The organism is Pirellulales bacterium (assembly GCA_019694435.1).
Lineage (GTDB): Bacteria > Planctomycetota > Planctomycetia > Pirellulales > JAEUIK01 > JAIBBZ01.
In genome coordinates this window covers 101819-128326 of record JAIBBZ010000004.1, presented here as the reverse complement: position 1 = coordinate 128326, position 26508 = coordinate 101819, and the positions used below count along the sequence as shown (strand labels likewise).

Sequence of the window (26508 nt, the reverse complement as noted above, 5' to 3'; positions counted from 1 at the left end):
AGCCAACCCGCATTCAGGGCCTTCCGTAATAGAGCAGCAAGCAATCGCAAGGGCCGGCGTCGGCGCACCAATCGAGCGTGAATTCGCGTTCGAAGGCCGGCGGCGCGGGCAGAAACCAGCGCCAGATCATTGGCCCGGCGCGACCGGCGAAGGGGCCAAGCTGATCGCCCTCGGCCGCGGCGAGCCCCCAGAACGCCAGCGAGTCGAGCTCGCCGTCGACCGCCGGCTGGCCGTCGACGCGCATCTGCGCGACTCGCGGCGGTCCGCCGGCGTCGGGCAGCGGCTCGGCGATCAGACCGACCAGGCATCCGCGCCCGGCGAGCGCCAGAGGGGCCGCGTCGTCATGCCGATGGAAAACGCCGCGCAGCCGCAGGCCCGGCTCGATGGCCGGCGCGGTGCGCCAAGACTCGCCGTCGGCCGCCAGATGCAAGCGCACGTTGCGCACGGCCTCGTCGCCCCGGTTGGTAATCACCAATCGCAGCCCGGTGGCAAAAGGCATCCCCAACAGGCTGACGAGCCCCTGGTCTTCGGTGACGACGAAGTTGACGTACTTGCTGGTCGTGGCACCGGGGAACAGCCACCGCGCCGGCGCGGCTAGCGCCGGGGTGCTTTCCCCGTCGACATAGACTTCCGCCCACAGGGCATCGTCGCGCAGGAACTGGAGCGGCGCGCCGAGAGTCGTGCGCACCACGACGCCCGACTGCTCTTGAAACTCAACCGATAATTGCGCGCCCGGCTCGAGGCTCTCCTGCTTCATCTCGACCACTTGCACCTCGTCGCCCTCGCGATGCCGGCCCGACTCGAGTTGTTGCCGGCGATAAGCCAAGGCCGAATGCAGCCCGCGCTCGCAAGCGGCGCCGTCGCCCCACGATTCGGGCACCGTGTTCTCCGGTGCGGCGACATGATCGAGCCGCAGATTCAACGGAGTGCCCAGCGCCGTAAAGGTGCAACGGGCCGCGCGGCGAAACGGCACATAACAGGCCAGTTGTGCCGGCGCCGCGGCGATGGCGTGCACGCGCTCCGACAGCTCGCTCAGGGCACAATCGATCGCCGCCGCGCCGTCGATCTCGATCACGACGCGCCCTTCGGTCGCGGCGCCGCAGAGCGCCGTGATCGCGCCGGGGCCGGCCAGTTCGACGGCTTGCGATTCGCCGGCCGCCGCCTGAATCGCGCGCGACGACCCTACGGCAACGCCCTGCTCCGCCAGACGCTGGCTGTTCATCCAGGGTTCGAGCGCACGGCGCGACGCCGGCTCGGGCCGCGCCCTGCGCCAGTCGTCCGGCCCCTCGCCGTCGGGCAACTGCCGCAGCAGGATGTTGCGCATCCGCGAGGGGTCCTGGTGATTCTGCACGCCGACCCAGCCGCGCAGCCGGCGATACTTCAGCTCGGGGCAAAGCCGCGTGTCGGCGTGTTGCACGAGCCGCCCGTTGACCCACATGCTGATCAAGCGTCCTTGGGCCCGCACGACCACGCGATTCCAGACGTCGGGGCGATCGGCACGGGCCAGCGGCTCCATGTTGCCGTAGATCGCCGCGGTCGAATGCTTGTTGAGCGGCGTGCTGAGCGGCTCGTCGTAAAGCTGCAACTCCATGCCGTCGCCCGAGGGCCAGCCGCCGTCGGGCGTGCGAATGCCAACGCCCGAGTTGCCGCCGGTCGATTGTTTGTACTCGAGCGCGAAAACGAAGTTTTCAAACTCGGCCTCGGTGCGCAAGTAGTTTGAGCCTCCGCCACCGTGCAGCTCGCCGTCGGCCACGCGCCACATGCGGCCCGAGGTGACCTTCCAGCCGGCCGTGTCGCGCCCGTTGAACAGCGGTTCGCCGAGCGGTTCGTCGAGCACCAGGCCGTGCAGCTCTCCCTGCCCCGCGAGACGTGGGACGCGGAGACTATCGTCGACCGCACAAGAAACCGCGCGGCGCCCGTCGACCTCGAGCATGAGGCGCGCCCCGAACCGCCGGACGATGGCCCGATGGGGAGCGCCATCCGGCAGCGCTGCCACGGCTTGCTTGGCGACGGCATGATCGCCTGCAGCATCGATCCAGGTCTCACCTTCGCCTTCGCCGAGGGCAATTTCCCAGGGCTGGCCGTCGCCGACGGGCAACAGGCCGAGATGCCAGTTGCCGGTCCAAGCGAAGGCCAACTCAAAATCGCCGAAGCTCCAGCCGCCGATGAGCGGCGTCGCCTCGGCGGAGGCCACGAAGGTACCTTCACGCACGGTCCAGCCGCGCGGCGCGTCGGGCCCATACTGCCAGCCGGCGAGCGAGTCGTCGGCGGCAATCAGCTCGAGGGCCAGCGGATCGGCGGCGCGCAAGGCGCCGGCCAGGTTCAGTTGGAGCAGGAAAACGACGAGCGCGGAGAAGATTCGTGCGTGCATGCCGCCTAGGATAGACCGCCGCCGGTCATGTTCCCAGCTTCCGGCGCTGCGGGCCTGGGTCTGCGGCGTGAACAGCGGTACCCAGCCACGCGCAGCGTGAGAAACGTCGCGCAGAACATGCCGCAAGTGATCAGATACCAGGTGACCAATTCGCGATTGCTTTGCCTGGACTGGGCCATCAGCCCGACGCCCAGCAGCATCGCCGGCCACAGTCGCCGTCGCGAGCCCAGGCAGAGCCACAGGCAGGCGAACAGCATCATGACGAGATGCGCGTAGACCCAGCGTGTTTCATGCGGATTCTGCCAGATCTGCTGGATGGCGCGCACGTCGACCAAAGTCTGGCGGGCGTCCTTGGGCAGCAGACCCAATGCCAGGGCGGTCGCCAGGCAAAGTGCCAACAGGGTCGCGGTGCCGTAGCGACCGTCGCGACATTCAACCGGCTGCGCGCGCAGGACACTCAGGCGAAACCCGCCCCATCGCAATGCCGCGCTAGCGATCAGTCCGAGCACCAAGGGAAACAACACATAGAACCATAACAACAAAGCCGCCGGGCCCGCCGCAGAGTGCGGCCCAATCCACCAGCGGACCGTCAGCGGCAGCGCCAGTCCCAAGACGATGGCGCGCCAGGCAAATTGCAACTCGCTCTCCAATGCGGTCCACGCTGCCAGCAGCGTCATCTGCGCGATCAGGATCGATACCACGGCGACGTTGGGAACGATGCCTAGGCGAGCACCAAACAGCAACGCCGCCGCGTCGCGAGAGAGAAACAGCCCCAAGTGCGCTAGCAGCAACAGCCCGATCAAAGTGCGGCGAACGGCGGGCGATGGGGGCACGTCGCATTCCTGTCCCTAGCGACGAGACCGAAACAACAGGACGCGATCAGGTCGCGACGCGGTTGCGGTAAAGCTTCGGATCGACCACGCCCAGCATCGCCTGCTTATCCAGACCGTCGAGCAGGTCGCTAATCTGTTCGACGCACGGGCCCGGGTTGGCCAGCATCTCGTTGTAGTCGATCTCGATCATCTCGAAGCACTGCGGATGCGTGTCGACATATTGCTGCACCTTGTCGATCTGCGACAGGTAGAGCTTCTTGATCGCCGCGGGCGGCAGGTCGGCCGTGTTCTCGCCGTGACGCTCGAGCATCACGTTCTGCGATTTGACCACTTCGTCGAGATGGCGCCGCATGAAGATGACGCGATATTTGTAGTCGAGCGGCAGGTCCAACAGCAGCAGGTGGACCATCTTGACGACTTTGCCCATGCCGCCGGCCACCCAGGACGAGTCTTCCTTGGTCTTCTTGACCGGCTCGTATTCGTAGTAGCCGTTCGGATTGTCTTCGTCGGCCGTGCGAATGTTGTCGATCAGCACCGGGATGCCCCCCTTCTCGATCATCTTCATCATCATCGAGGTGCCCGAGCGAGGCAGGCCGGAAACGATCGTGAGGTAATCGCGCTGAGTCATCGGTGGCACTCGGGGTCAACTCGACTGGAGGGGGAGGAAAGCCCGCGGGAACCCGTAGCTTAATCGGCGGCGCGAGAAGTTCAACGCGGCCCTCGCCAGAGCGCCGATCGTGCCGGCGCGGCCTGCAGGCAGGCCCGAATTGCTACGGGCGAAGCACGATTTTGCCGGCCAGGGTGCCGGCCTTGGCCAGGGTGTTTTCTTCCTGCAGGCGATGGGCCGCGGCGGCCTCGGCCAGGGGCAGGACCCGGTCGACGCGGGGCTTTAACTGCCCGGCCGCCATCCACCGGTTCAGATCGACGCTTGCTTTGCGCTGTTCCTCGGGCGTGGCGTTGAACATGGCAAACCCATACATCGAGCAGCCTTTGACATAGAACGGCCCGACGGGGAATGGCGGCCGGGCCTCGCGGCCGGCCATCAACACGATTCGCCCGCGCGAGGCCAGCGCCGCGACGATGACGTCGAAGTCGGGCTCGCGCAAGGTTTCCCACCAGACGTTCACGCCGTCGGGCGCGGCGTCGCGGATGGCGGCGGCCTTGTCCTGCGTCTGGTAGTTGATCACCAGGTCGGCGCCGAGCTTGCGGCAGGCCTCGACCTTGGCGTCGCTGCCGGCCGTGGTGATGACCCGCGCGCCGAGGGCCTTGGCGATTTGGACCACAGCCGAACCGACGCCGCCGGTGCCGCCGTGGACAAAAATCGTCTCGCGCGAGGCGAGCTTCGCGTCGCGCACCAGGCCCAGCCAGGCGGTGATGCCCACCAGCGCTCCGGCCGCGGCCTGCTCGTCGGACACGCTGTCGGGGGTGGGATACAGCCAGCACTCGTCGACCGTGGCGTATTCGGCGAAGGTTCCTTGGCGCCCCAGCAGCCCCTGGTTGCTTCCCCAGACGCGCTGACCGGGGCGAAACGTCTTGGCCGTCGGACCGACAGCCTCGACGACGCCGGCCAGATCGCAACCGATGACAAACGGCATCGGCAATTTCATCGACACCATGCCGGCGCGGATGTAGGTGTCGATCGGGTTGACTGCGACGGCCGAAACCTTCACGAGCACTTCGCTGCCGTTGGGCTCGGGCTTGGGTAAATCGCCGTACTCAATCACATCGGGCGCACCCGTCTGACGAATCAAAGCAGCCTTCATGGCAGGGCCCTGCGGGGAATCGGCGCGGAACATTCAGCGAACGGCGGCAATTTTGCCGCAAGCGGCGTATTATCGGCCACGCGCCGGCGGCGGGCAACCGGCACGGCGCGCTATAATTCGGGCTCATCCGGTCTCACTTCGCCGCAGCGCAAAAAAGGACAGCACACCGATGCCCCTGCCCTGGTCCGACGCGGAAATCGCGCAGTACGAGCGCGATGGATTTCTGCTGGTGCGACAACTATTCGATCGCGAGGAGATGCGGACCCTGCTCGATTTTGCCCGCAACGACGCCGCACTCCAGCAAAGCGCCTACGAACGCAAAGACGCGACGGGGTTGGGCACACGGCTGGCGCTGTGGAACCATGCCGGCGACGATCTTTACGGTCTCTTCGGGCGGATGCCGCGCATCGTCGATCGAGCCGAACAACTCTTGGGCGGCGAAGTCTATCATTGGCACACGAAGATGATGCTCAAGGAGCCCAAGGTCGGCGGCGCCTGGGAATGGCACCAGGACTACGGCTACTGGTATCACAACGCCTGCTTGTATCCGTTGCTGCTGAGTTGCCTGGTTTCGGTCGATCGCGCCACGCGCGCCAACGGCTGCTTGCAGGTGCTGGTGGGCTCGCACCAACTGGGCCGTATCGCTCACGCGCGCACCGGCGAGCAGACCGGCGCCGACCAGGAGCGCGTCGACGAGGCGCTCAAGCGGCACGAACTGGTCTACGTCGAGGCCGAACCGGGCGACGCCTTGTTCTTCCACTGCAACCTGCTGCACCGTTCGGACCAGAATCTTTCGCCCGACCCGCGGTGGTCGATCATCTGCTGCTACAACGCCGCGCGCAACAGTCCGTATCGCGAAACGCGCCACCCGGCCTACACACCATTGGCGCGCGTGTCCGAGACGGCCATCAAGGATTGGGGACGCGCCGCCGCCGAGCAGCGCGCAAATTAGGCCTGCGCATCGGCGGAAGTGAGGAGCCCAGCGCTTCAGCCGCGCACGGCCTGTCGCGCCAGCCCAATCCAGACCAATCCCGCGATGGTGAACAGCAGCAAGACCACGGCCGCGACCGTCGAAACCTGCGTGGCGGTCTGCCAACCGCGATGCGTGCTGGTCATGGCCTCGACCTGCGGGTCAGGCGTCTTGTCGATGCCACTTTTGAACTGACGCCAGTCGTGCATCAGATTGCCGGGAGTCATCTGCCCGACGATCTCGCGAACGACCTCGTGGCGGATGAACATCTCGTGCCGGCCCGACTCGCGGTGGCAATACCAGGCAGTGAGCGCGGCCAACACCGTCAGACAGGCCACGAAATAGACGGCACCTTCGCGAGGTCCCCAGGCATGGGCCCTGGCGGTCGGCACATCGGGGGCCCGCTCCAACTGGCTTAGGCCCCGCAACGTGGGCACGACGAGCGCCGCGCCGCAGCGGCACTTCAACTCCAAACCGGCCTGGGTCGAATCGACCGCCAGCCGCTCTCCACACGCGCAAGGCAGCAGGTACTTGATCGTCATGCAGCGATTCTAGGCTGCGGGCACTTTGCGCCCCAGGTGAGTGCCCGCCGGAGCTTTCACCGCCGCGCAACGGCTCCCCAAAAAGATGGTAAGCTGGCTGCACCGCACGAGCGTCCTCCGCTAGTCGGCGCGTTGGACCGTGGGACCTGGCGGTGCGCATTGCTAGCCCTAGAGATACGCAACCAATCGCTGGCCAACCAACTCGGCTCGTCGTGCGTAGTGTAGAGAGTTCCAACGGGCGATTTCCCGGCCAAGTGTCCTGTTTGAGGCTGCGGCGAGCAACATTCGCATAGCAAGCGCAGCCCGAGCCGAACAAGGATCTTCTGAGTCGCCCCAGCCAATGGATTGGCGAATATAGGAAGATTGGGTAACTTGATGCGCCACCTTAGCTCAGCTTACCCAACTGAAACTTTCTTCCAAATGACTCAGTGGCCGGTCGTGCGCTCGATTGGTGGTAGAATTTGTTGGCTTTTCATTACCGTTCTGGGGATAATCTTGGGTCCGACGATCGTTGAGCGCTTGGCGGCCGTGGTGATCGGCCCCGGGGGCTCACCCACCCGTTTGTGCCGCTCATTAACAGGGATTTCGCCACCTCACGCGCCCGTTGCGCGCCGCGGAGGCCAGCAGCGACCCGTTCAAACCACAACACCTGAGCAGCACCTGATGGGACGCGTGCGATCGACCCGAAGGCCCTTGGTCGAGCCCACCCCTCTAGGCAACCCGTAGGAGCGCAGCATTGTACGACGCACTCTTGGAAGAGCTCGAAGATGATGATCAACCGTCTCCCGATGACCTCGTCGACGAGGTCGAGGAGAAGGCCGAGGAGGACGTTGCCGAAGTCGACGAATTCGGCGACGACGCCTCGGATGTTTCGTTAGCCGAGCCTGATGCCGATTTGCGTCCTGAAGATTTGCTCGCGGAAGGCGAAGAGACCGAGTCGTGGTCGGACGATCCGGTCCGCATGTATCTGACGCAAATGGGCGAGATTCCGCTGCTGACGCGGAAGCAGGAAATCGCCCTGGCCAAGGAGATCGAGATTACCCGTGCGCTGTTTCGGCGCAAGCTGCTCGAATGCGATCTGTTCCTGCGGGCCGCGGTGAAAGACCTGCGGCGCGTGCAGGCGGGCGAGCTGCCCTTCGATCGCACGGTGCAGGTTTCGGTCACCGACCGGCTCGAGAAAGACCAGATTCAAGGCCGGCTGCCGCACAATCTGCGGACGCTGGAAATCTTGATCAAGCGCAATCGCCGCGACTACATCACGGCCCTCAGCAAGCGGACGCGGCAGAGCCAGCGCAAGAGCGCCTGGCAGCGTTTGGCGCGTCGCCGCCGCCGGGCCGTGCGGCTGGTCGAGGAGTTGGGCCTGCGGACCCAGCGACTGGAACAGAAAATCCAGGTGATGTACGACTTCAGCCGCCGGGTCGACGAGTTGCGGGCCAAGATCGAGCAGCACAAGCGGCTGCGGCTTTCGCCGGCCGAACGGCAGCCGTGGATCAACGAGGTGCGGCACATCCTGCGGAGCCTGCAAGAGACGCCGACCAGCCTGCGGAACCGCTGCCGGTACGTGCGCGAGATTTATGCCCGCTATCAGAAGGCCAAGCGCGGTCTGTCCGAAGGCAACCTGCGGTTGGTGGTCTCGATCGCCAAGAAGTACCGCAACCGCGGCCTGAGCTTCCTCGACCTGATTCAGGAAGGCAACGCGGGCCTGATGCGGGCCGTCGATAAGTTCGAGTATCGCCGCGGCTTCAAGTTCTGCACGTACGCCACGTGGTGGATTCGCCAGGCGATTACTCGCGCCGTGGCGGATCAGAGCCGCACGATTCGCATCCCGGTGCACATGGTCGAAACCATGTCGAAGGTGCGCAACGTGTCGCGCAAGCTGCTGCAGGAACTGGGCCGCGAGCCGACGATCGAAGAAACGGCCCGCGCCGCCGGCACGCCGATCGAAGAGACGCGCCGCGTATTGGCGATGAGCCGCTACCCGATCAGCCTCGACCGCCCGGTGGGCAACAGCGAGGACAGCCATTTCGGCGACCTGCTGCCCGATTCGAGCGCCGAGAGCCCGGCGAACGGCGCCGCGCAAGAGATGCTGCGGTCGCGCATCAACAAGGTCCTGAAGACGCTCAGCTACCGCGAACGCGAGATCATCAAGCTGCGTTACGGCCTGGGCGACGGCTACAGCTACACGCTGGAAGAAGTGGGCCACATCTTCAAGGTGACCCGCGAACGTATCCGGCAGATCGAAGCCAAGGCGGTCCGCAAGCTGCAGCAGCCCACGCGGGCTCAGGAGCTGTCGGGCTTCCTCGACTGAGAAGAGGCGCTCTGCTTCGAGCCGCGAATTCAACGATCGCCCCCGGCAGTTTTGCCGGGGGTTTTTTTGTTGCGCAGCGGCAACATCGTGCGTCCAACTCCGCGGACAGCCGCGGCCCGGCTATTTCTCCGGCTGGCAATAGCAGCTCGACGGCAACTTGACGTCGGCGTCGCGCCACACCCCGGCGAATTGTTCCTCGAGCCGGGCAGCCTCTGCCTGTTTGCCCAGCCGGCGATAGCAGCGTGCCAGACCGTACAGCGACCAGCCGTTGTTCGGCCAACGCTTCAGGTCTTCCTGATAGGCGACGGCCGCTTCTTCCTCGCGGCCTTCGGCCAGGAGGATCGCCCCCAGGGCGTGGCGCACCGGGTGGATCCAGGAGGGCGGCTCGTCGTAGCGCAAGGCGTCTTCGAGCTCGATCGCCCGGCGCAACTCGGCGAAGCCTGCGTCGACTTTACCGGCACGGTAGAGCACCTCGCCGGCGAGCAGATGCTCGGCCACGGCGGCCACGTCACGGGCCGAATTGTTGCCCATGCGGCCGTCTTCCGGAATCTCCGCGGCCGCCGCGCGAATGGCCGCTTGCGCTGCTTCGGCCTCGGGCAACTTGCCTTGCGCGGCAAAGGCCACGCCACGGGCCGCGTGGCGCAGGGCCCGCGCCAGCTTAAGCGGCTGGGCGGGCTCCGGCGCGGCCAGCACGTCGTCCCAGCGCCCGAAGCGCACGAGGATTTCGATCGGCATCGCGTGGAAGCCGTCGGCCATGTACGGATTGGCCGCTATCCACGGCTCGGGCATCGCTTCGAGCATGGCCCGCACCGTGTCGTAGGCGAGTTGGCTCTGACCGCGCATGATCGCGGCAAAGGCGAGCATGTGATAGTTGTGCGCCATGTAGAGCCGGTAGAAATCTTGCTGAGGCGACTCCGCGCGATATTCCGCGTCGGCGACGATCGCCTTACGGTTGGCGACGACCGCCTCGGCCCAACGACCGCAACGCACGTCGATGTGCGACGGCATATGCACGAGATGGCCCAGGCCCGGCTGCAAATCGCGTAGCCGATCGGCTGCTTCGAGCGCGCGGCCCGGCTCGGGCGAAGCTTCGACGGCGTGGATGTAGAGATGCAGGGCCAGCGGCTGGCGCGGATTGAGCTGGACCACCTTGTCGAGCGTGGCCAGCACTTCTTCGGTACCGGGTTGCGGCTGTCCTTGGGGCGTCCATTGATCCCAGGGCCGCAGGTCCATCAAGGCCTCGGCGAACAGCGCGCCGACATCGGCGTCGTCGGGAAAGGATTGCCAGACCTTGCGCATCGCGTCGGCATATGCGGCGTCGAGCGGCGCGCGATCTTCCGGCTGCGGATGGGCGTAACGCGCGCCCAGCGCCTCGATCAGTGCGCGCTCGACGGGCGAAGCGGGCGGCGCTTCGCGCTGCGCGGCGGCGAGCGCGGCCCATGCCGCCTCGGCGCGCGGCGGCGGGACAACGGGATTATTGATATGCGGACCGTTGGCCAGCGCGATTCCCCAATGGGCCATCGCGCAGTGCGGATCGAGCCGTGCCGCCTCGGTGAACGAACGAATCGCCTCGTCGTGATTGAAGGCGAACAGGAAACACAACCCCTGATCGAAGAACTGCTGAGCCTCGGGCGACGAGGTGCTGACCGTTCGCCGGAAATCCCCCAGCCCCTTGAAGTGTTTCGCCGGCTGCGGTTGATCGGCTGCCTGCGTGGCGACCAAAGCCGCGCCGAGCGCCAGCACGATCGCCCCCAAACTCGCGTATCGCAACGTCGACGCGCGCATGTCCGCACCTCCTCAGACACCCGTGTGAGCGATGTGGCGCTCAAGCGCCTTCCAGAATGCGTTTATCGTCGCCGGTTCGAGGGCCAGATCAAGAGTGGCCCGGCGCGCTTGACAACCCGCTGACGCAGGGCTAAGGTCTGGTTTGTTGTTATGGCGTTGGTGGTCGGTGGTTGTTTCGCAGCCGCCGACAAACAGGGAACACCGGTGCAAATCCGGGACGGCCCCGCCGCTGTAACCGAGCGCGAGGGTTTCGCCGCTTCCTGCGGCCATTGCCCCGACGAGCCCGCGATATTTCGCAGGCTCGACGCGGCGAGAAGGCCAGGCGAATCCTGCTCGGGAGTCAGAAGACCTACCAACGTCGAAATCGACAGCATTTGCGAGGGCGAGTGCTGGAGAGCGCAACGTCCGCCGAGACGTCCATCGTCGACGGCAATGTTGCCCGTTGGAGTCCGCTAATCCAGGTTCGTTGATCCGAACGCAGCCCCCCTGGCCGTTGGCGTGCGCGCATGTGCTTGCCGCGTCCACTGCGTGCGAGGCGCACGGCTGCGCGCGAATTCGACTGAACCTGAGGAGCCTGGCCCGATGCAGACCCGCCGGACCGATGTGACCGATTGCCGCCGCGCGCCGCGCGGCTTCACCCTGGTGGAATTGCTGGTGGTCGTCGTGGTGCTGGCGATCCTGGCGGCGCTGGCCCTGCCCGCCGTGCAGAGCGCCCGCGAAGCGTCGCGCCGCGGCCAATGTGCGGCCAACCTGCGGCAAATCGGCCTGGCCTTGTTGAACTACGAAAAACGCTGGCAGCACTTCCCGCCGGGTTGCATCGAGAACGGCCGCAAGCAAATCGCTTGGAGCGTGCTGATTCTGCCGCAACTGGAGCTCGACGCCGTCTATCGCCAGTTTCATCTCGACCAGAAATACAACAGCGCCGCCAATCGCGACGCGACGGCCAACGTGGTGCCCGTGTACTTGTGTCCCAGCACGGGGCGGCTGGCCATCAACCCGTCGACGAAGAAGGCCGATCGCCGCGATCAATCGACGGGCGATCGCAACCGCAACGGTCGGTGGGACCCGGGCGACGACATGGGCGTGACCGATTACGGCGGCATGTTCGGCGTCGGTTTGCCCAAGTCGGGCTATCCGCCGGCCAACGGCGCGATGATCTACGACAAGCCGCTCGCCGCGGCCGAGTTCCGCGACGGTCTCGGCTCGACGATTCTCGTCGCCGAAGACACCGGCCGTGGCGGATTGTTCAACGGCGCCTGGGCGGACGGGCAGAACATCTTCGATGTCAGCGTGACGCCCAACCGCATCCAGCAGGACGAACTGTGGAGCGATCACCCGCAAGGCGTCAACGCGCTCTGCGGCGACGGCAGCGTGCACTTCATCGGCGATCGGATCGACGTGCAGGCGCTGTTCGCCCTGTGCAGCCGGGCCTCGAAGGACATCGTGCCGCAGGATGTGCTGAAGTAACCCCGCGGCGTGCGCCTGCAGACTCCCTGATTCATTGAAATATCCAAAAGCCAACTCCGTAAGCTGGTTGCCCCCCGAAGGAACGCCCGTGAATTGATCTGCCTGCGACTGACGACTTTCACCGTTCCTGTTCATGCAACTTCGCTCGCTGGAGCTTTTGGAGATCGAACACATGTTCCATGCACTTCGTTTCGCGGCGCTCGTGGCGCTGGCCGTCGCGGGACTGACCCCTGCCGCCTCGGCCCAGATTTTCAATCAGTATCAAGTCGTTCCGTCGGAAACGTTCTTCCTGCCGCAAGGCGATCCTACGCCCGAGAACCGCGGCACGGCCCTGTTCGACAACCTGGCCGACGGCCGGCTGTTGGTGCTGAGCACGGCGATTCCCGATCCGAGCGATCCGTTCGCGGCCGGCACCCCGGAGCTGTATGTCGAGACGGCCGTCAGCTCGCGCACCTGGAGCTACCTGGGCAATCTGCCGCTCGCGCTGGGTGCGTCGTGGCCCTCCTTCGGCGGTGCTTTCCTGAGCATTTCGCCCGACGGCAGCCGCGTGGCCGTGGGCGACAACGCGTTCGCCGAGCAGCACGTCGGCGTGTTTACGACGGCCGACTTGCTCACGAGCGGTCCGGCCGCGATGCCGATCGACTGGTTCCCAGCCGCGCATAGCGGCGGCGCGTGGTTCGACAATCGGCAATTGGCGTTGGTCTACGGCGACTTCGTGACGAGCAGCGTCAGCGTGCTCGATACCGACAGCAACGTGACCATGCCGATCAACAACGACGTGGTCACGGGCGTCGGCGGTGGCTCGTCCAGCATCGCGTTCGACGCCGACGGCAACTTGTACACCGGCAACGGCTTCGATACTTCGCCCGGCGGCAGCGTGACCGGCACGATACGCAAATTCGCCAAGGACGGTCCCGACGGTTGGGTCAACGCGCTGTCGACGATGAACCCTTTGAACTTCGAGACCGAAGGAACGCTGCGCGGCCAGGTGCTCAGCGCCGGCAGCCTGCAATTCGACGTCGAAGGCAACCTGTTCGTCGGCGGCAGCGATTTCTTCGGCGGCGGCGAGTTCGACTATCTGGCATTGCTGCAGAACGACGCCAACGGCATGGGCCAACTGAATTTCGATCCCGATACGCTGGCCGCGAGCTTCTACAACCTGATCTACAACGAGGTGACCGGCGAGTTGTATGCCAACGAGCCGTTTCCGCTGGATGAGCCGATCGACAATACGGCGGTGTTTGTCATCCGACCAGTGCCCGAGCCGTCGAGCCTGGCGCTCGCGGTCCTGGGCGCGATCGGTGTTTCTTGGTGGTGGCGCCGGCGGCGTGCGTAGCGCCGCCGGCGCGGTAGTCAGGCCACGCCCCCCGCAAGTCGTTTTCCGCGCGAGAGAAAAAACCCGCGCAGCGGCAGCGCTCGGGGTGCGCGCCGAACGTGCTTTGCTTTTCGATCCGCGAACAGAAAGGACCGACGGATGATGTTCTGCAAACGCTCGATCTGGGCACCGGCCGTGGCGCTTGCCCTGCTGCCGGCGTTGGCGCAGGGTGGAACGTTTGCCCCGGCCGCGGGTCAGCCCGGCTCCCACGCCATCGCCGCGACGTCGCCGCTGGTCGATGCCTGGGCGACAGGCTTTGTCGACCTGGTGCGCGGCCCACAAAATGCCAGCGTGCTCGGTTCGCCTCTGGCTTCGTTCGGAGCCGGCGCCAACACGCTCGGCGCGGCCGACGCCACGGCAGCCAACCCCGCGCCGATCGTCAGCCTGGGCGACGGGGGCCACATCACGCTGACGTTCGCCCGGCCGATCGTGAATCGGTTCGGTCCCGACCTGGCGGTGTTCGAAAACAGCTTCGGCGATACGTTTCTCGAACTGGCGTTCGTTGAGGTGAGCACCAATGGCGTCGATTTTGTGCGGTTTGCGGCCACCTCACTCACGCCGACGGCGGCACAAGTCGGGGCCTTCACGGCGATCGACCCGACCGATCTCGACAATCTGGCCGGCAAGTACCGTGCAGGCTTCGGCACGCCGTTCGACCTCGAAGAACTGATCGGCGCGTCGCCGGCGCTCGATGTGAACGACGTCCACTTCGTGCGCGTTGTCGACGTGGTCGGCTCGATCACACCCGGGGTGGGCACACTCGACTCCCACGGCAACCCGGTGAACGACCCGTTCCCGACGGCTTTTGCCAGCGGCGGCTTCGATCTGGACGCGGTGGCCGTGCTGCACGAGGCGCCGGAACCTTCGAGCCTGGTCCTGGCGGTGATCGGCGCGGCTGGCGTCTGCGCCTGCCGGCGCCGCTGGACTCGCTGGGCGAGTCTGGCAAGATAGGTCCTGGACGCCGCCCCCCGTGCCGAGAGCAACCGCCGCTGATGAACCCGCTGGTCGATCATAACCGTCGGGCCTGGGATGCACGGGCGCGGCGCGGCGAGCGATTCGCCATGCCGGCCGACGCCGAGCAGTTTCGCGATCCGCTGGCCGCGCTCGACTCGAACGGCTGGCTCACCGGCGAGGTGGCCGGACGCGACGTGCTGTGCCTGGGCGCCGGCGGCGGCAAGCAAAGCGCGCTATTCGCAACGGCCGGCGCGCGAGTCACCGTCGTCGACCTGAGCGCCGAGATGCTCGCGCTCGATCGCGAGGTCGCGGCCGAGCGCGGGCTCAACATCCGCGCGGTGCAGGCGTCGATGGACGACCTCGGTGCGTTGCCTGCGGCGGGGTTCGACATGGTCTGGCAGCCGGTCAGCACGTGTTACGTGCCCGACGTGACGGCGGTTTACGAACACGTGGCCCGGCTGCTGCGCGACGGCGGGTTATACGTCAGCCAGCACAAACAACCCACGAGCCTGCAAGGCGAGCTGCAGCCGACACCCGCCGGCCTGCTGCTTACCGAGCCGTACTACCGCGAAGGACCTCTGCCCGACTCGCCGCCAGGCTTGCATCGCGAGGCGGGCACCCACGAGTTTTTGCATCGCTGGCAAGATCTGCTCGGGGGCATGTGCCGGGCGGGCCTGGTGATCGAAGACCTGGTCGAACCCTTCCACGCTGACCCGGCCGCGCCGCACGATTCGTTCGCTTACCGCAGTTGGTATGTGGCGCCTTACGTGCGCGTGAAGGCGCGCCGCCGCCCGCGTTCGGGCGCCGGCACGGCACGCCTGATCGTCGCGAGTTCGTGACCCCGATTGTTTGAGTCCCCGGCAACGCGATGCGCATTACCCATCTCGAGACGTACCCGGTGCGAGTGCCGCTGCGGCCCGAACGCAGAATGGTCTCGTCGCTCGGGCGGCACGAAGTGAGCGAGTATCTGCTGGTGCGGTTAATTGCGGCGGGCGACCCGATCGGCGGCGAAGTGGAAGGAGTCGGCGAGGCGACGGTCATGCCGCGGTGGAGCGGGGAAACCGTCGCCAGCGCACGGTACCTGGTCGAGCAATATTTCGCGCCGGCAGTCTTGGGCTGTGATGTCCGCGCGATCGACGAGATTGCCCGGCGGCTGGATGCGGCGGCCGCACATAACTGGTTCACCAAGGCCGCAGTCGAAATGGCTTGCTGGGACGCGCACGGCAAGGCGGTCGGCAAACCGGTGTATGAGCTGCTCGGCGGCCCCTGCCGGGAGCGCTCGTTCGATTGCCGTTTCTCCGTTGGCGCGTACGACGGCGAACGGCTGAGCTCGGTCGTTGCCGAACGGCTCGCCGCTGGCTTTCGCACGATCAAGGTCAAGGTCGGCGGAACCGGGCCCGAAGACGTTGCGCGAGTCCGCGCGGCGCGCGCACTGATGGGGCCCGAGCCGCGGCTCGATATCGACGCGAACTGCGGCTGGGACGTCGAGACCGCCAAACGCAAGATCGCCGAACTCGGCGACTGCCAGCTCGCGCTCGTCGAACAACCGACGCCCGACGGGGATTTTGCCGCCTTGGCCGAGGTGCGCCGCTCGACCCGGGTGCCGATTATGGCCGACGACATTTGCTTCGATCTGGCCGATGCCCGCGAGCTGGCGCGCAACGCCTGCTGCGATGTGATCAATGTCTATCCGGGAAAACACGGTGGCCTTGGCCGCGCGCTGGAGATCGTCGGGTTTGCCGCGTCGCACGGCATCGCCTGCACGATCGGATCGAATCTCGAGTTGGACGTGGCCACGGCCGCGATGGCTCACCTGGTCGTCGCCCACTCGAACATGCAGGTCGAACGGTTCCCGGGAGATTGCCTGGGGCCGATTTACCATGAGTTCTCCGTCGTGCACGAACCCGTATCGATTCGCGGGCCTTCGGTCACGATTGCCGATCGGCCGGGGTTGGGCGTGGCGGTCGATTGGGACCTGGTCCGCCGGCACCCGGCCCTCTGAGCCCCTCCTGGCCCGTCAGGCCGGCACTATCTTTGCACCCACTCGAGGTTGCTGGCGTATATAAGGTCGACGGGCAGAAAAAACCTCAAACTGCTAGCATCGGATGGCCGATGCTGTCGGAGTGGGAAGTCTATTCCGGTTGGGCAAGATTAAACGGACAGAGACCATAAAGCTCTACGGGCTTTTGGTTTCTGACAAATTCGAGTACGCTGCGTCGACACCGACGCGCTGATATAAGGAGTCGATGATGAACGTCCTCCTGGCAACGGCCGAGGCGGTCCCTTTCGCCAAAACGGGCGGTCTGGGAGATGTCTGCGGGGCATTGCCGCGGGCCTTGGCCAGGCTGGGAGAGAATACGGCCGTCATCCTGCCGGCTTACCGCAGCGCCTTGAAGAGCGGACAGGCCCTCAACTCGGTGGGCAGCGAGTTCGCCATTCCCATTGGTTCGAAGCAGGTCGTGGGGAGCCTGCTCGAGAGCCGTTTGCCGGGCACCAACGTGCCGGTCTATTTGGTTCGCCAGGACCACTATTTCGACCGGCCTGAGATCTATCGCGAGCAGGGTGTCGACTACATCGACAACTGCGAACGCAGCGTGTTCTTCTGCCGCGCGGTCCTCGAGACGATTCGCCAGCTCGAATTGCGCGTCGACGTGCTCCATTGCAACGACTGGACCACGGGCCTGCTGCCCGCGCTGCTCAAGACCGAGTATCGCGGCGTGCCGCATTTCGAACATCTCGTCTCGCTGATGACGATTCACAACCTGGCCTACCAGGGCACGTTCTGGCACTGGGATATGGCGCTCACGGGCCTCGACTGGAAATACTTCAACTGGCAACAGATGGAGTTCTACGGGCAGCTCAACCTGCTGAAGACGGGTCTGGCCTTTGCCGACGCAATCAACACGGTGAGCCCGCGCTACGCGGAAGAAATACAAAGCGCACCGCTGGGTTGCGGGCTGGAAGGCTTGCTGCAACACCGGCGCGAGGTCGTCTCGGGCATCCTCAACGGCTGCGACTACGACGAATGGAACCCCGCGACCGACGCGCATTTGCCGGAGCGTTTCGACGTGAACAGCTATGCCGTGGGCAAGGCCCGTTGCAAACAGGCCCTGCAAGAGGAGCTCGGCCTGCCCGTCGATCCGCGCGTGCCGCTGGTGGCATTCGTCGGGCGTCTGAGCGACCAGAAGGGCATCGACCTGGTCGAAGCCGTGATCAAGGATTGGGTGCAGCACAGCGACGTGCAGTGGGCCATCCTGGGCACGGGCGAACCGACCTATCACGAGCGCTTTGCCCTGCTGGCCGATCGGCATCCGCACCGAGTGGCCGTACGGCTGATGTTCTCCGAGCCACTCGCGCATCGCATCGAGGCGGGTGCCGACTTGTTTCTCATGCCGAGCCGATATGAGCCGTGCGGGCTCAACCAGATGTACAGCCTGCGCTACGGTACGGTACCCGTCGTGCGGGCCACCGGCGGGCTGGCCGACACGATCACCGACGCGACCGATGCGGCGCTCGCCGACGGCACGGCCAACGGGTTCAGCTTCCAGGAATACAGCCCCTTGGCACTGAGCGAAAAACTTCGCCACGCGGTGACCCTGCGCGAGACCCAACCCGAGGTCTGGGGCCGGCTGCTGGAGACGGGCATGCGCCAGGATTGGTCGTGGGACCGGAGTGCCCGGCAGTATGTCGAGCTGTACGAAAAGATGCTTGCCCGGCAGCGACAGGCAGTGCTGAATTGAGGCCGTCCCGGGGTCGTCGAGGGCGGCGCATCGGCCGCCGCTTAATGTGTCGCGGCGCGGCGTTTGACAGTCTGGCGCGCGACCACTATCACTGGCTGTAGAGATTGTTCCGCGCATAACGACGGCGGATGGATGTGCGCGGAATTCAGGTTCTCACGCCACCGCCGAGCACGGGCCGCAAGGCATCGGGCGCTCGCCTGCCTGGCCACAGAACTCGTCTCGGCGTGTTGATGCAGAAGCGATAAAATTTCCCGGCCAGGGAAGCTGGTCAAGACAGGGCAAGTTTGCCGATAAACTTGCTGCCTGCAGTGCGATCGACGCCTGAGTTGGGCGCTCGCGGCTGCATGGAAGTCCGCGCTCTTCTCGGTCCAACCTCGAAGCCTCGATCCCAGCAGCGTATGAGCCACTCGATTCGCTTTGTCTTGGCGTTACACAATCATCAGCCGATCGGCAATTTCGACGGCGTCATCGAAGCCGCTTACCAGGACAGCTACCGCCCGTTTCTCGACGTGTTCGAGCGGTTCACCGACCTGCGGATCGCGCTGCACACCAGCGGCTCGCTGATGGAGTGGCTCGACGCGCACCATCCGGAATACGTCGATCGGCTCGCGACGCTGGCCGCTGCGGGGCGCGTCGAAATCATTGGCGGCGCGTTCTACGAACCGATCCTGACCATGCTGCCGCGACGCGACCGCATCGGCCAGGTGCGGCGCTACACCCGCTGGCTCGAGTCGCGCATCGGCGCGCGGATCCGCGGCATCTGGGTGCCCGAACGCGTGTGGGAACAGTCGCTCGTCAGCGACCTCGCGGAAGCGGGCATCGAATACACCTGTCTCGACGACTTCCACTTCAAAAACGCCGGGCTGGTCGAAGAGCAATTGCACGGCTACTACCTGACCGAGGACGAGGGCCTGCTGCTCAAGGTGTTTCCGGGCAGCGAGCGGCTGCGCTACATCATTCCGTTCGCCGATCCGCAGGCGACGATCGATTACCTGGGCGAATTGGCGGCGCAGCATCCGCAAGCGGTGGCCGTGTTCGCCGACGACGGGGAGAAGTTCGGCACTTGGCCCGGTACCAAGCAGCACATTTACGACAACGGCTGGCTGGTGAGGTTCTTCGAGGCCTTGTCGGCCAATCGCGAATGGATTCACACCACGACTTTGTCCGAGGTGATCGACCAGACGCCGCCGGCGGGCAAGGTCTATCTACCCGACGGCAGCTACCGCGAGATGACCGAATGGGCCCTGCCGGCCGACCGGCTGATGGAATTCGAACGGCTCCGCCACGATCACGAGCACGAAGGCTTGTGGCAGACGTGCAAGTCGTTCATTCGCGGCGGCGGCTTCTGGCGCAACTTCAAGGTCAAGTATCCCGAAGCCGACGAGATGTATGCCCGGATGCTGATGATCAGCCGCCGGCTGGAAGCGGCCGAGGCCGATCAGGAGCTCTCGGGCACGAACGGCATCGACCCGTTCGACGCGGCACGACAAGAGCTGTACCGCGGCCAGTGCAACTGCAGCTACTGGCACGGCGCCTTCGGCGGCATTTACCTGCCCCATTTGCGCAACGCGGTCTACAACCACCTGATCGCCGCCGACAACCTGCTCGAATCCGCCATGGGTCGCCAAGGGCCGTGGGTCGAGATGACCGCCGGTGACTACAACCTCGACGCCCGGCAAGAGGTAGCGCTGGCCAACGACCGGCTCGTGGCGCTGGTGGCGCCGACGCGCGGGGGCCAGCTCTACGAACTCGACGTCCGGTCGATCTGCCATAACCTGGGCGCCACCTTGACGCGGCGGCCCGAGGCCTATCACCAGAAGGTGCTGGCCGGCGCCTCCGCGGCCGATGGCGAGGTGGCCAGCATTCACGACCGCGTCGTGTTCAAGCAGGAAGGCCTGCAAGATCGCGTGCAGTACGACGCCTTCCCGCGCAAAAGCCTGCTCGATCACTTTTACGATGCCGACGTGTCGCTCGCGGCCGTCGCGGCCGGACATGCGCAGGAGCGGGGCGATTTTGTCGACGGCGTGTACGAAGCCCGGCTGCGGCGCAATCCCGACCGCGTGCAACTGCAGATGGCCCGGCTCGGCCAGGTGTACGACCACTCGGTGCGGCTGATCAAGAGCGTCACGCTGAGTGCCGGCGGCAACGTGCTGGAGATCGGCTATCAGCTCGAGGGGCTGCCGGCCGGTCAGCCGCTGCACTTGGCGCTGGAGTTCAACTTCGCCGGTCTGCCGGACGGGGCCGACGATCGGTTTTTCCACGACGGAGCAGGCGGCCGCTTGGGCCAACTGGGCCGGCAGCTCGATCTGTGCAACGTGTCCGCGCTGGGCCTGACCGATCAGTGGCTGGGGATCGACGTGCTACTCACCGCCTCGCGGCCGACGCACTTCTGGACGTTCCCGATCCAGACCGTCAGCCAATCGGAAGGCGGCTTCGAGCTGGTCCATCAATCGGTGGCCGTGCTGCCGCACTGGCAAGCGCTGGCCGACGATCACGGACGCTGGGCCGTCTCGCTGCAACTGACGATCGACACGAGCCTGGCCGAAGGCCGTATGGAGCGCAACGGCGCCTTGGCGGCAACGTCGGGCTGAAACAGGCCGCCCTGGTCACTTCGCCGGCGGTTTCCAGTCGGCCAAGGCAAGCCAGTCGACCTCGCGATCGAGGCTGCCTGCGCCGTGATGGACTTCGGCCAGGATCGGCGGCACGGCACGGGCCGCGAGTTCTTCGCGATGTTCCGCGCGCGACGCCGCATCGAGCGCGGCCTGCGGCTCGTTCAGCACCAGGCCCGCCACGGCCAAGCCCTCGCCGTAGCTGACGGCCGCGATCAACGTGAGCAAGGCCTGGTTGATCACGCCGACCGCGTTGCGGGCCACGACGACGAGCGGGTAGCCCAGGGCCTCGGCGAGGTCGGCGACGAACAACTCGTCGGACAGGGGCGACATCAGCCCGCCTGCGCCTTCGACCAGGACGACGTCGTAGTCGTCGCACCAGGCGTCGCGCCCCGCCACGAGTAGCGGCACGTCGATCTCGCGGCCCTCGCGTCGTGCGGCGAGGTGCGGGGCCAGCGCCGCCTCGAAACGCTGCGGACAGACCTGCGCCAAGGCGCCTGGCCGCCCGGCCGCTTCCCACAGCTTCAGGGCATCGCCGGAGATGAGTTGCTCATCCTGCCAGTAGCAACCGCTCGCGACCGGCTTGTAAACGCCCACGCGCTGGCCCCGGCGGCGCAGCTCCTGTGCGATCAGGGCCGCGACGTAGGTCTTGCCGACGTCGGTATCATTGCCGGTAATGAACAGGCCCGGTGGCGGTTTGCGCATCGTGGCCGCCAAGGTACCATCACGCCCATGAGCCGTCCAAACCGTCCGTCACAAGGCCCGGGGCCCGACGCGAACTCCACGTCGGTCGCCGTGGCGCTGGTGCAGATGAGCTGCACGCCGCGTAAAGAGGAAAACGTCGCCAAGGCGCTGGCGCGGATCGGCGAAGCGGCCGCCGCCGGGGCCAACATCGTCTGCCTGCAAGAGCTGTTCGCGGGACAGTACCCCTGCCAGAGCGAAGACCACGCGCGGTTTGCCGAGGCCGAGCCGATTCCCGGCCCGACGAGCGAGGCGCTCGCCGCGGCGGCCGCACAGCATCGCGTGGTCGTCGTCGCTTCGCTGTTCGAGCGCCGCGCGCCGGGTTTGTACCACAACACGGCCGTCATCTTCGACGAGCTGGGACAAACGGCCGGCGTGTATCGCAAAATGCACATCCCGGACGACCCGCTGTATTACGAGAAGTTCTACTTCACGCCGGGCGACCTGGGCTTTTGCAGCTTTGCCACGCGGTTCGGCCAGCTCGGAGTTTGCGTTTGCTGGGACCAGTGGTATCCCGAGGCCGCGCGGCTAACGGCACTGACCGGGGCCGAGATCCTGTTCTACCCCACGGCCATCGGCTGGCATCCCAGCGAAAAGGCCGAGTATGGCGCGAGCCAACACGCGGCCTGGGAGACGATGATGCGCTCGCACGCGATCGCCAACGGCGTGTTCGTCATCGCCGTCAATCGCGTCGGCATCGAAGACAATCTCGAGTTCTGGGGGGGGTCGTTCGCCGCCGATCCGAACGGCAATCTGCTGGCCAAGGCGGGTCACGACGAGGAAACCACGCTGATCGTCGAGTGTGATCGGGCACGGATCGACGTGGTGCGGACGCATTGGCCGTTCTTGCGCGATCGGCGGATCGACGCCTACGGCGGGCTGACCGAGCGCTACTTGGCTCCGCCGCCTTGGGAGGGCGCCGCCGCGCGGCGGACGCACGAGCGATGAGCAGCCGCCGACTTCCCGCGCCCCGGCCCGGCTCGCCGGGCGCCTTGGGCTATCGCATGCCGGCCGAGTGGGAACCGCACGCCGCGACGTGGCTCTCCTGGCCGCACAATCGCGACTCGTGGCCGGGCAAATTTGAGCCGGTTCCGGCCATCTGGGCGCAATTGGTGCGCACCTTGGCCGAACACGAGCCGGTGCACGTCTTGGCCGGCCGACCGGCGGTCATGGCCGAGGCCCGCCGGATGGTGGGCGATGTGCCCAACGTCGCCTTGCACGATATTCGCACCAACGATGCCTGGACGCGCGACCATGGACCGACGTTTCTCGTCGGCCCGACGGGCGCGTCGCCGGCCTTGGTCGACTGGCAATACAACGCCTGGGGTGGCAAGTATCCCCCGTTCGATGACGACAATCGGGTGCCCGAGCAGATCGCCCCGCTGGTCGGCTACCGGCGGTACGTGGCCGACATCGTGCTCGAAGGCGGCGCGATCGACTCGAACGGTGCCGGGACGATCCTCACGACCGAGCAGTGCCTGCTGAATCCCAACCGCAACCCGACGCGCAGCCGCGAAGAGATCGAGCAGTACCTGGCCGACTTCCTGGGCGCCAAACAGGCGCTGTGGCTGGCTCAAGGCATTGAAGGGGACGATACCGACGGCCACATCGACGAGCTGGCGCGGTTTGTCGATGCACGTACCGTCGTGGCGATGATCGAGCCGGATCCTGCGGACGCCAATCACGAACCGCTCGCGCACAACCTGTCGCGGTTGGAGGCGATGACCGACGAACGCGGCCGGCCGCTGGAGGTCGTCACGCTGCGGATGCCTGCGCCGATGTATCACAACGACCAGCGCCTGCCGGGCAGCTATGCGAACTTTTACATCGCCAACGGGCTGGTGATCGTGCCGCAATACGACGACCCGGCCGACGCCGAGGCGCTGGCGACCCTGGGCCGGCTGTTTGCCGATCGGCGCGTGGTGGGCCTGCCGGCCCGCGATCTGGCCTGGGGGCTGGGCGCCTATCACTGCATCACGCAGCAACAGCCGCGGCAGCCTTGAGGCCGTCGGCCGCTCGCCCGTTCACCGAACTGCCCGCTTACCGCGGCGAGTTGAGAAACTTGCCGATCTGGTCGAAGCCGGCGGCCAACTGGTCGAGGCTCGTGGCGAAGGAGACCCGCATATAGCCTTCGGCGCCGAAGGCCGAGCCCATCACCGTGGCCACGCCCTGTTGCGCCAGCAGCTCCAAGCACCACGCGGCCGAGTCGTTGACCGGCTGACCGGCGTAGTTGCGACCCAAGTGCTCGCGGATGTTGATGAAGGCGTAAAACGCCCCGGCCATGTCGGGGCAACTCAGGCCTGGCAGATCGGCGATCCGCTGGCGCACGTAGTCGCGCCGCTTGACGAACTCGGCCAGCATCTCGCCGACGCAGGCCTGCGGGCCCTCGAGGGCCGCCAGCGCCGCGTACTGGCTGATGCTCGCCGCATTCGATGTCTCCTGGCTTTGCAGGTCGCCCATCGCCTTGGCGATCGGCGCGGGCGACAACGTCCAGCCGATGCGCCAGCCGGTCATCGCGTAGGCCTTGCTCACACCATTGACGACGATCGTGCGCTGCTGCAAGTCGGGACGCACGGTGGGAAAGCTGGCGAACTTGTGCGGTGCATAGACGAGCTTGTCATAAATCTCGTCGCTGATCACGTACAGATCGCGCTCGATCACCACGTCGGCCAGCGCCCCCAACTCGTCCGGTGAATACATCGTGCCGGTCGGGTTCGAAGGCGAACAAAGCAACAGCGCCTTGGTGCGCTCGTTGCAGGCCGCGCGGAGCTGGGCCGGCGTCAGCTTGAACGAGTCGGCCTCGCTCGTCGAGACGATGACCGGCGTCGCCCCCGTCAGGCGCACCAGCTCGGCATAGCTCACCCAATAGGGCGCGGGAATGATCACCTCGTCGCCCGGGTCGAGCAGGACGGTGAACACATTGTGCAGCGAGTGCTTGGCGCCGTTGGAGACGATCACCTGAGACGGGGTGTATTTCAGGCCCGACTCGGCGGCGTATTTCTTGGTGATCGCCTCGCGCAGCTCGGGAATGCCGCTGGCGACCGTGTAGTGCGTGTGGCCGGCGGCCATCGCGGCCGTGGCGGCCTCGCAAATGTGCCGGGGTGTGGTGAAGTCGGGTTCGCCCACGCTGAAGTCGTAGACCGTGCGGCCAGCGGCCTTCAGCTCTTTGGCCTTGGCGGCCATGGCCAACGTGGCCGAGGGTTCCAACGCAGCGACACGACGCGAAATGGGCGGGCGCATGACTCGTTCCAAAACCTACCAGGCGGGGACACAAGAGGCGGCGCGAAACCGACAATGATAGGCCACCGCCGGTTCGCTTCCAAGGACTGCGATCAGCCGGCGGAAGCCCAGCCGGCTAGGAATCTTGCGCGGGGTTGAAGGTGCGCAACAGCTTGCGGCCGACGAAGATCGCCCAGGCCAGTTGGGGACCGATCGGTCGCGCGTGGCCCGTGTGCGGATACCACTGGAGATGGTCCGCGCCGCCGGCATCATCGGCCACCAGCAAGGTGCCCTGCGTCTCACTCCGCCGGGCCAAGAACACGGCGGCCACGTCACCAAAACAACTGCCGATGCACACCGGCTCGAGGCCGGAGTATTCGGCCAGTGCCGGACTCTGCTCGAGCCGCGCCGCCGTGGCTCGTAGCGAAGCGCGGGCCGTGGCGGCGGGTTCGAGCACCAGTTCGGCATGTTCGACGTCGCTGCCGGCATAGGCCGCGTAGATGTCCTCGGGCGAGAGATCGAGCAGATCGGCATCGAGCGCGGCCGTCAACGGGCCCACGATGCCGACGCCTGAACGCGCGACGCCCGGCAAGCGGTACTCGTAGCGCACCAGCCAGCACGTTTGTTGCTGCTCGTAGCCGGGCCAGAACCACGTGCGCTCGTCGAGCACTTCGAGCGATTGCGGCGCCATCCCAAAGCGTTGCGGCAGCGCCAACCAAGCCGCCAACTCGCCGACGGCCCGGGCCGCCGGCGTGCGCAGCTCGGCGGGCACGCGCTCGGTTTCGTCCAGTTCGGCCAGGTAGTGCAGGACTCTCGTCCGCGCGGCCGGATCGGCTGCCAGCTCGACGAGGCGAGCGACGCCGTCGGGCTGCCCGATGCGCGCCAAGGCGTGTGCGGCCTCGGCCTGCAGGCGGCGATGCGGCAGCGCGAGCGCCTTGCGCAGCGCAGCCTCGGCCTGTGGCCGGCCGATGAGCGCCAGCGCATAGCACAACGCCGACGCAAGGGCGACGCCATCGTCGACCAGCCGCTTGAGCGCTCGGGCGTCGGTGGCGTATTCCGCGGGCGATTCGGCGACGCGATCCAGGCGATCGGCCGTGGCACCTAGGAGCACGATCAAGACATCGAACCGGTCCGCGGCTGGATGCTCGTTAGCGAGCCCGCGCCGCACCAGCTCGTTGGCCAGATCGAGCACCGCGACGGCCAATTCCGGCTGCGTCAGGCCAGCCAACAGCCGCGGAAACGCCGCTTGCGCGCCGCGCCGGGCCAACAGGGCGAAGATCCGGTCAACCAGCACCGGCCCGAGCGGCTGGACCAGCACCAAATCGGCCAGGCCTGCGGCCGTCTCCGGCGCCAGTGACGGCTGAGCATTTTGCAAGCCTTCGACGAGATTCTCTACCAGTGGCGTCCACAGTGGCGAGCGCAGCGCGGGCCGCGCTGCTAGCGTCGTCAACAGCCGGACCACATCGTCGTTAGGCGCGGTGCGCCACCAGCGCACGCGCTGGAGCGCGGCGCGGCGCTCGTCGACCGGCAATTGGTCGAAGCGCGCCAGGTCGTCGACGGTCCACTCCACGCGATCGGCGTTCATCGGCGTTGTCCGCAACTCGAATTCCTCATGCTCGCGGCTTGCGCAACCGATCAACTCACCTTGACGCGAAAGATCGATTGATGCTCCAATCCCCGCGTCAAGGCCACCACGACAGAAAAATCGCGGTCGCCGCGACCTCCGCACCAAGTGTAACGCGAGTGCAATTCAACGGGAAAAACCCGCCCGGAGCCGAGCGAATCCTCCCCATGGCGAGGAGCCTGCGACCGGCGGAGAGTTTTTCGAGAG

Annotated in this window: 20 protein-coding genes and 1 riboswitch; of the genes, 11 read left to right on the top strand and 9 right to left on the bottom strand. The window is 66.2% G+C overall.

Annotated features, from left to right (window positions below):
• Window positions 1–13: 13 nt before the first annotated feature.
• From K1X74_05635 to K1X74_05620, 4 genes are all read right to left on the bottom strand, one after another.
• Window positions 14–2371, bottom strand: coding sequence for a DUF1080 domain-containing protein (locus K1X74_05635; GenBank protein MBX7165812.1), 2358 nt, complete (start codon window positions 2369–2371; stop codon window positions 14–16).
• Between the two features lie 5 nt (window positions 2372–2376).
• Window positions 2377–3204 carry a hypothetical protein gene (locus tag K1X74_05630; protein ID MBX7165811.1) on the bottom strand — a complete coding sequence of 276 codons (828 nt, stop codon included), beginning with the start codon at window positions 3202–3204 and terminating at the stop codon, window positions 2377–2379.
• A gap of 46 nt (window positions 3205–3250) precedes the next feature.
• Entirely contained in the window at window positions 3251–3832 is a 582-nt protein-coding gene (locus K1X74_05625) for a sulfotransferase family protein (GenBank protein MBX7165810.1), read from the bottom strand.
• Window positions 3833–3974: 142 nt separating this feature from the next.
• Window positions 3975–4967 (bottom strand): NADPH:quinone reductase, encoded by a 993-nt coding sequence (locus tag K1X74_05620; GenBank protein ID MBX7165809.1) that lies wholly within the window; start codon window positions 4965–4967, stop codon window positions 3975–3977.
• 169 nt (window positions 4968–5136) lie between these two features.
• Between K1X74_05620 and K1X74_05615 the strand changes: the two genes are divergently transcribed.
• Window positions 5137–5919 carry a phytanoyl-CoA dioxygenase family protein gene (locus K1X74_05615; GenBank protein MBX7165808.1) on the top strand — a complete coding sequence of 261 codons (783 nt, stop codon included), beginning with the start codon at window positions 5137–5139 and terminating at the stop codon, window positions 5917–5919.
• Window positions 5920–5954: 35 nt separating this feature from the next.
• Here the strand turns inward: K1X74_05615 and K1X74_05610 are convergent, their stop codons facing one another.
• The gene (locus tag K1X74_05610; protein ID MBX7165807.1) at window positions 5955–6479 is read right to left on the bottom strand and encodes a hypothetical protein; all 525 of its coding nucleotides are present in this window, start codon (window positions 6477–6479) and stop codon (window positions 5955–5957) included.
• Window positions 6480–7215: 736 nt separating this feature from the next.
• Between K1X74_05610 and K1X74_05605 the strand changes: the two genes are divergently transcribed.
• Window positions 7216–8787 (top strand): sigma-70 family RNA polymerase sigma factor, encoded by a 1572-nt coding sequence (locus tag K1X74_05605; protein MBX7165806.1) that lies wholly within the window; start codon window positions 7216–7218, stop codon window positions 8785–8787.
• Window positions 8788–8907: 120 nt separating this feature from the next.
• On the opposite strand, the gene K1X74_05600 is transcribed toward K1X74_05605, so the two are convergent.
• Window positions 8908–10572, bottom strand: coding sequence for a hypothetical protein (locus K1X74_05600; GenBank protein ID MBX7165805.1), 1665 nt, complete (start codon window positions 10570–10572; stop codon window positions 8908–8910).
• 140 nt (window positions 10573–10712) lie between these two features.
• Window positions 10713–10944: riboswitch (cobalamin riboswitch) on the top strand.
• Window positions 10945–11154: 210 nt separating this feature from the next.
• On the opposite strand from K1X74_05600, the gene K1X74_05595 reads away from it, so the two are divergent.
• The 7 genes from K1X74_05595 (at window position 11155) to K1X74_05565 (ending at window position 20699) form a co-directional block, all read left to right on the top strand.
• Entirely contained in the window at window positions 11155–12039 is an 885-nt protein-coding gene (locus K1X74_05595; protein ID MBX7165804.1) for a DUF1559 domain-containing protein, read from the top strand.
• A 172-nt stretch (window positions 12040–12211) separates the two neighbouring features.
• The gene (locus tag K1X74_05590) at window positions 12212–13375 is read left to right on the top strand and encodes a PEP-CTERM sorting domain-containing protein (GenBank protein ID MBX7165803.1); all 1164 of its coding nucleotides are present in this window, start codon (window positions 12212–12214) and stop codon (window positions 13373–13375) included.
• A 138-nt stretch (window positions 13376–13513) separates the two neighbouring features.
• Window positions 13514–14365: a PEP-CTERM sorting domain-containing protein gene (locus K1X74_05585; GenBank protein MBX7165802.1), complete on the top strand. Its 852-nt coding sequence runs from the start codon at window positions 13514–13516 to the stop codon at window positions 14363–14365.
• Window positions 14366–14406: 41 nt separating this feature from the next.
• Window positions 14407–15207 carry a class I SAM-dependent methyltransferase gene (locus K1X74_05580; GenBank protein ID MBX7165801.1) on the top strand — a complete coding sequence of 267 codons (801 nt, stop codon included), beginning with the start codon at window positions 14407–14409 and terminating at the stop codon, window positions 15205–15207.
• Between the two features lie 29 nt (window positions 15208–15236).
• Window positions 15237–16370 carry a hypothetical protein gene (locus tag K1X74_05575; GenBank protein MBX7165800.1) on the top strand — a complete coding sequence of 378 codons (1134 nt, stop codon included), beginning with the start codon at window positions 15237–15239 and terminating at the stop codon, window positions 16368–16370.
• A 247-nt stretch (window positions 16371–16617) separates the two neighbouring features.
• Window positions 16618–18108, top strand: coding sequence for a glycogen synthase GlgA (gene glgA / locus K1X74_05570; GenBank protein ID MBX7165799.1), 1491 nt, complete (start codon window positions 16618–16620; stop codon window positions 18106–18108).
• Window positions 18109–18506: 398 nt separating this feature from the next.
• Complete coding sequence (locus K1X74_05565) at window positions 18507–20699, top strand: DUF1926 domain-containing protein (GenBank protein ID MBX7165798.1); 2193 nt, start codon at window positions 18507–18509, stop codon at window positions 20697–20699.
• Between the two features lie 15 nt (window positions 20700–20714).
• Here the strand turns inward: K1X74_05565 and bioD are convergent, their stop codons facing one another.
• Complete coding sequence (gene bioD, locus K1X74_05560) at window positions 20715–21422, bottom strand: dethiobiotin synthase (protein MBX7165797.1); 708 nt, start codon at window positions 21420–21422, stop codon at window positions 20715–20717.
• A 27-nt stretch (window positions 21423–21449) separates the two neighbouring features.
• Between bioD and K1X74_05555 the strand changes: the two genes are divergently transcribed.
• Both K1X74_05555 and K1X74_05550 read left to right on the top strand, forming a co-directional pair.
• The gene (locus K1X74_05555) at window positions 21450–22406 is read left to right on the top strand and encodes a carbon-nitrogen hydrolase (GenBank protein MBX7165796.1); all 957 of its coding nucleotides are present in this window, start codon (window positions 21450–21452) and stop codon (window positions 22404–22406) included.
• Window positions 22403–23461, top strand: coding sequence for an agmatine deiminase family protein (locus K1X74_05550; GenBank protein MBX7165795.1), 1059 nt, complete (start codon window positions 22403–22405; stop codon window positions 23459–23461). Before K1X74_05555 ends, K1X74_05550 begins: the two co-directional genes overlap by 4 nt.
• 37 nt (window positions 23462–23498) lie before the next feature.
• Here the strand turns inward: K1X74_05550 and K1X74_05545 are convergent, their stop codons facing one another.
• The gene (locus K1X74_05545; GenBank protein MBX7165794.1) at window positions 23499–24698 is read right to left on the bottom strand and encodes a pyridoxal phosphate-dependent aminotransferase; all 1200 of its coding nucleotides are present in this window, start codon (window positions 24696–24698) and stop codon (window positions 23499–23501) included.
• A 115-nt stretch (window positions 24699–24813) separates the two neighbouring features.
• A complete protein-coding gene (locus K1X74_05540; protein ID MBX7165793.1) occupies window positions 24814–26262 on the bottom strand; it encodes a HEAT repeat domain-containing protein in 1449 nt (482 codons plus the stop codon).
• Window positions 26263–26508: the final 246 nt, after the last annotated feature.

What these genes read in the sequence shown, in the direction of transcription:
- K1X74_05610 (MBX7165807.1), bottom strand. Translation starts at nt 6,479, where the DNA reads ATGACGATCAAGTACCTGCTGCCTTGCGCGTGTGGAGAGCGGCTGGCG.
- K1X74_05545 (MBX7165794.1), bottom strand. Translation starts at nt 24,698, where the DNA reads ATGCGCCCGCCCATTTCGCGTCGTGTCGCTGCGTTGGAACCCTCGGCC.
- K1X74_05635 (MBX7165812.1), bottom strand. Translation starts at nt 2,371, where the DNA reads ATGCACGCACGAATCTTCTCCGCGCTCGTCGTTTTCCTGCTCCAACTG.
- K1X74_05590 (MBX7165803.1), top strand. Translation starts at nt 12,212, where the DNA reads ATGTTCCATGCACTTCGTTTCGCGGCGCTCGTGGCGCTGGCCGTCGCG.
- K1X74_05550 (MBX7165795.1), top strand. Translation starts at nt 22,403, where the DNA reads ATGAGCAGCCGCCGACTTCCCGCGCCCCGGCCCGGCTCGCCGGGCGCC.
- K1X74_05575 (MBX7165800.1), top strand. Translation starts at nt 15,237, where the DNA reads ATGCGCATTACCCATCTCGAGACGTACCCGGTGCGAGTGCCGCTGCGG.
- K1X74_05555 (MBX7165796.1), top strand. Translation starts at nt 21,450, where the DNA reads ATGAGCCGTCCAAACCGTCCGTCACAAGGCCCGGGGCCCGACGCGAAC.
- K1X74_05580 (MBX7165801.1), top strand. Translation starts at nt 14,407, where the DNA reads ATGAACCCGCTGGTCGATCATAACCGTCGGGCCTGGGATGCACGGGCG.
- K1X74_05625 (MBX7165810.1), bottom strand. Translation starts at nt 3,832, where the DNA reads ATGACTCAGCGCGATTACCTCACGATCGTTTCCGGCCTGCCTCGCTCG.
- K1X74_05600 (MBX7165805.1), bottom strand. Translation starts at nt 10,572, where the DNA reads ATGCGCGCGTCGACGTTGCGATACGCGAGTTTGGGGGCGATCGTGCTG.
- K1X74_05565 (MBX7165798.1), top strand. Translation starts at nt 18,507, where the DNA reads ATGAGCCACTCGATTCGCTTTGTCTTGGCGTTACACAATCATCAGCCG.
- bioD (MBX7165797.1), bottom strand. Translation starts at nt 21,422, where the DNA reads ATGCGCAAACCGCCACCGGGCCTGTTCATTACCGGCAATGATACCGAC.
- K1X74_05585 (MBX7165802.1), top strand. Translation starts at nt 13,514, where the DNA reads ATGATGTTCTGCAAACGCTCGATCTGGGCACCGGCCGTGGCGCTTGCC.
- K1X74_05595 (MBX7165804.1), top strand. Translation starts at nt 11,155, where the DNA reads ATGCAGACCCGCCGGACCGATGTGACCGATTGCCGCCGCGCGCCGCGC.
- K1X74_05540 (MBX7165793.1), bottom strand. Translation starts at nt 26,262, where the DNA reads ATGAACGCCGATCGCGTGGAGTGGACCGTCGACGACCTGGCGCGCTTC.
- glgA (MBX7165799.1), top strand. Translation starts at nt 16,618, where the DNA reads ATGAACGTCCTCCTGGCAACGGCCGAGGCGGTCCCTTTCGCCAAAACG.
- K1X74_05620 (MBX7165809.1), bottom strand. Translation starts at nt 4,967, where the DNA reads ATGAAGGCTGCTTTGATTCGTCAGACGGGTGCGCCCGATGTGATTGAG.
- K1X74_05615 (MBX7165808.1), top strand. Translation starts at nt 5,137, where the DNA reads ATGCCCCTGCCCTGGTCCGACGCGGAAATCGCGCAGTACGAGCGCGAT.